Origin of the sequence: Streptomyces durbertensis (genome assembly GCF_014156695.1) — a bacterium.
Taxonomy (GTDB): domain Bacteria; phylum Actinomycetota; class Actinomycetes; order Streptomycetales; family Streptomycetaceae; genus Streptomyces; species Streptomyces durbertensis.
In genome coordinates, this window is record NZ_WMLF01000521.1 from 1 (window position 1) to 3,400 (window position 3,400).

General features: G+C 71.2%; 3 protein-coding genes and 1 riboswitch. All 3 genes read left to right on the plus strand.

Annotated features, from left to right (window positions below):
* Window positions 1-145: 145 nt before the first annotated feature.
* Window positions 146-258: riboswitch (glycine riboswitch) on the plus strand.
* A 138-nt stretch (window positions 259-396) separates the two neighbouring features.
* A complete protein-coding gene (gcvT, locus tag GL263_RS23700; RefSeq protein WP_182857781.1) occupies window positions 397-1,554 on the plus strand; it encodes a glycine cleavage system aminomethyltransferase GcvT in 1,158 nt (385 codons plus the stop codon).
* A 141-nt stretch (window positions 1,555-1,695) separates the two neighbouring features.
* The gene (gcvH, locus tag GL263_RS23705) at window positions 1,696-2,073 is read left to right on the plus strand and encodes a glycine cleavage system protein GcvH (protein WP_182857782.1); all 378 of its coding nucleotides are present in this window, start codon (window positions 1,696-1,698) and stop codon (window positions 2,071-2,073) included.
* 68 nt (window positions 2,074-2,141) lie between these two features.
* On the plus strand, window positions 2,142-3,400 hold a 1,259-nt coding region (gene glyA, locus GL263_RS23710), incomplete at its 3' end, for a serine hydroxymethyltransferase (RefSeq protein WP_182857783.1).

Below are 3,400 nucleotides of genomic sequence, written 5' to 3' on the forward strand. Positions count from 1 at the left end.
TGTATAAGAGACAGGTCCCGGGGTGCCGTCCGGCGGCCCGCACGGCCGCCGTCCCCGCCCCACGCGGTGCAGAGTGCCACAGCCAGGGTGCCGCCGGAGGGGGTGTCCGTGTCATGATGTGCGCGCCAACTGCATACCGGCCGACTGAACCCGCGCGGGAGAGTCCCTTCGATGAGCCGCCGGCACCGCCGGTGGGAAGGGACGCCGAAGGAGCAAGTCCTCCCTTGAATCTCTCAGGCCCCGTACCGCGCGGGCGAGGCAGATCTGAAAAGCGGCCGCCCCTCACCGGGCGCCCCACCCAAGGTGCAAGCCGGACCCGAACGGGTCTGCGGCGAACCTCTCAGGTTCCGATGACAGATGGGGAGGACGTGTCCGCCCCTGCCTGGGAGCCAGAAAATGTCTGAAACCCTTCGTCTGACAGCCCTCGACTCCGTCCATCGCGCGCTCGGCGCGACGATGACGGACTTCGCCGGCTGGGACATGCCGCTGCGCTACGGCAGCGAGCGCGACGAGCACAACGCCGTCCGCGAGCGCGCCGGGCTCTTCGACCTCTCCCACATGGGCGAGATCGCCGTGACCGGCCCGCAGGCCGGCGAGCTGCTGGACCACGCCCTCGTCGGCAACCTGTCCGCGCTCAAGCCGGGCCGCGCCCGCTACACGATGATCTGCGACGAGCGCGGCGGCATCATGGACGACCTGATCGTCTACCGGCTCGCCGACGGCGTGGACGGCCAGCCGCACTACATGGTGGTCGCCAACGCCTCCAACGCCCAGGTCGTCCTCGACGCCCTCATCGAGCGGCAGGCCGGCTTCGACGCCGCCGTCCGCGACGACCGGGACGCCTACGCGCTGCTCGCCATCCAGGGCCCGGAGGCCGCCGGCGTCCTGCGCACCCTCACCGACGCCGACCTGGACGGGCTGAAGTACTACGCCGGCCTGCCCGGCACCGTCGCCGGCGCGAACGCGCTGATCGCCCGCACCGGCTACACCGGTGAGGACGGCTTCGAGCTCTTCCTCGCCCCCGCCGACGCCGAGAAGGTGTGGACCGCGCTGCTCGACGCCGGCAAGGACGCCGGCCTCGTCCCCTGCGGCCTGTCCTGCCGGGACACCCTCCGCCTGGAGGCCGGCATGCCGCTGTACGGGCACGAGCTGACCCGCGACACCACCCCCTTCGACGCCGGTCTGGGCCGCGTCGTGAAGTTCGAGAAGACCACCAACAACGGCCGCTTCGTGGGCCGCGAGCCGCTGGAGGCCGCCGCCGAGCAGGCCGCGCAGAACCCGCCCCGCAAGCTCGTCGGCCTCATCGCCGAGGGCCGCCGGGTGCCGCGCGCCGGCTTCCCCGTGGTGGCGCTCGACGGCGGCGCGGTGATCGGCGAGGTCACCTCCGGCGCCCCTTCCCCCACCCTCGGCAAGCCGATCGCCATCGCCTACGTCGACGCCGCGCACGCCGAGCCGACCGCCGAAGGCGCCGAGCCGGCCGTCGGCGTCGACATCCGGGGCAGCCACGAGCCGTACCGGGTCGTCGCCCTGCCGTTCTACAAGCGCGAGCGCTGACCCGCGCCCGGGCTCCGCGCCCCGGGCCGCGCCATACCGGAGACTGAGCACGTCGTCACCGGTGTCCACGCGTCCCACCGGCCGTCCCATCCCTGAAGACCGGTTTCACCTTCACCACCCTCATCCGGGAGAATCCACACCATGAACAACCCCCAGCAGCTTCGCTACAGCAAGGAGCACGAGTGGCTGTCGGACGCCGAGGGCGGCGTCTCGACGGTCGGCATCACCGAGCACGCCGCCAACGCGCTCGGTGACGTCGTCTACGTGCAGCTCCCGGAGGTCGGCGACACCGTCACCGCCGACGAGACCTGCGGTGAGCTGGAGTCGACCAAGTCTGTCAGCGACCTGTACTCGCCGGTCACCGGCGAGGTCGTCGAGGTCAACCAGGATGTCGTGGACGACCCGGCGCTGGTGAACTCCGCCCCCTTCACGGGCGGTTGGCTGTTCAAGGTGAAGGTCACCGACGAGCCGGCGGGCCTGATGTCCGCCGACGAGTACGCGTCCTTCACCGGCAACTGAGCCCTTCCCCGGCCGCGCGGCCGGGGGCAGCCCACCTTCCAGCCGACCAAGATCGGACCTGAGATCTGATGTCGCTTCTGAACAGCTCACTCCACGAGGTGGACCCGGACGTCGCCGCCGCCGTCGACGCCGAACTCCACCGTCAGCAGTCCACCCTCGAGATGATCGCCTCGGAGAACTTCGCTCCCGTCGCGTCCCTCCAGGCCCAGGGCTCGGTTCTCACCAACAAGTACGCCGAGGGCTACCCCGGCCGCCGCTACTACGGCGGCTGCGAGCACGTCGACGTCGTCGAGACGATCGCCCGCGACCGCATCAAGGCGCTGTTCGGCGCCGAGGCCGCGAACGTGCAGCCGCACTCCGGCGCCTCCGCGAACGCCGCCGCCATGTTCGCCCTGCTCAAGCCGGGCGACACCATCATGGGCCTGGACCTGGCCCACGGCGGTCACCTCACCCACGGCATGCGGATCAACTTCTCCGGCAAGCTGTACAACGTGGTCGCCTACCATGTCGACGAGAAGACCAACCTCGTCGACATGGAGGAGGTCGAGCGCCTCGCCAAGGAGCACCGCCCGCAGCTGATCATCGCCGGCTGGTCCGCCTACCCGCGCCAGCTCGACTTCGCCGCCTTCCGCCGTGTCGCCGACGAGGTCGGCGCGCTGCTGATGGTCGACATGGCGCACTTCGCCGGTCTGGTCGCCGCCGGGCTGCACCCCAACCCGGTGCCGTACGCGGACGTGGTCACCACCACGACCCACAAGACCCTCGGCGGCCCCCGCGGCGGCGTCATCCTGTCCAAGCAGGAGCACGCCAAGAAGATCAACTCCGCGGTCTTCCCCGGCCAGCAGGGCGGCCCGCTGGAGCACGTGATCGCCGCCAAGGCCGTCGCGTTCAAGATCGCCGCGACCGAGGAGTTCAAGGAGCGCCAGCAGCGCACCCTGGAGGGCGCCAAGCTGCTCGCCGAGCGCCTCCTCCGGCAGGACGCCGTCGACGCCGGCGTGTCCGTCCTCTCCGGCGGCACCGACGTCCACCTCGTCCTGGTCGACCTGCGCAACAGCGAGCTCGACGGCCAGCAGGCGGAGGACCGGCTCCACGAGATCGGCATCACCGTCAACCGCAACGCGGTGCCGAACGACCCGCGCCCGCCGATGGTCACCTCCGGCCTGCGCATCGGCACGCCGGCACTGGCCACCCGCGGCTTCACCGCCGAGGACTTCACCGAGGTCGCCGACATCATCGCCGAGGCGCTGCTGCCGGACTTCGACGAGGCCAAGGCCAAGACGCTCGCCGCCCGCGTGACCACGCTGGCCGACAAGCACCCGCTCGACCC

Excerpts from the sequence above, each read along its gene's own strand:
- gcvT (WP_182857781.1), top strand. The coding sequence starts at position 397 with ATGTCTGAAACCCTTCGTCTGACAGCCCTCGACTCCGTCCATCGCGCG.
- gcvH (WP_182857782.1), top strand. The coding sequence starts at position 1,696 with ATGAACAACCCCCAGCAGCTTCGCTACAGCAAGGAGCACGAGTGGCTG.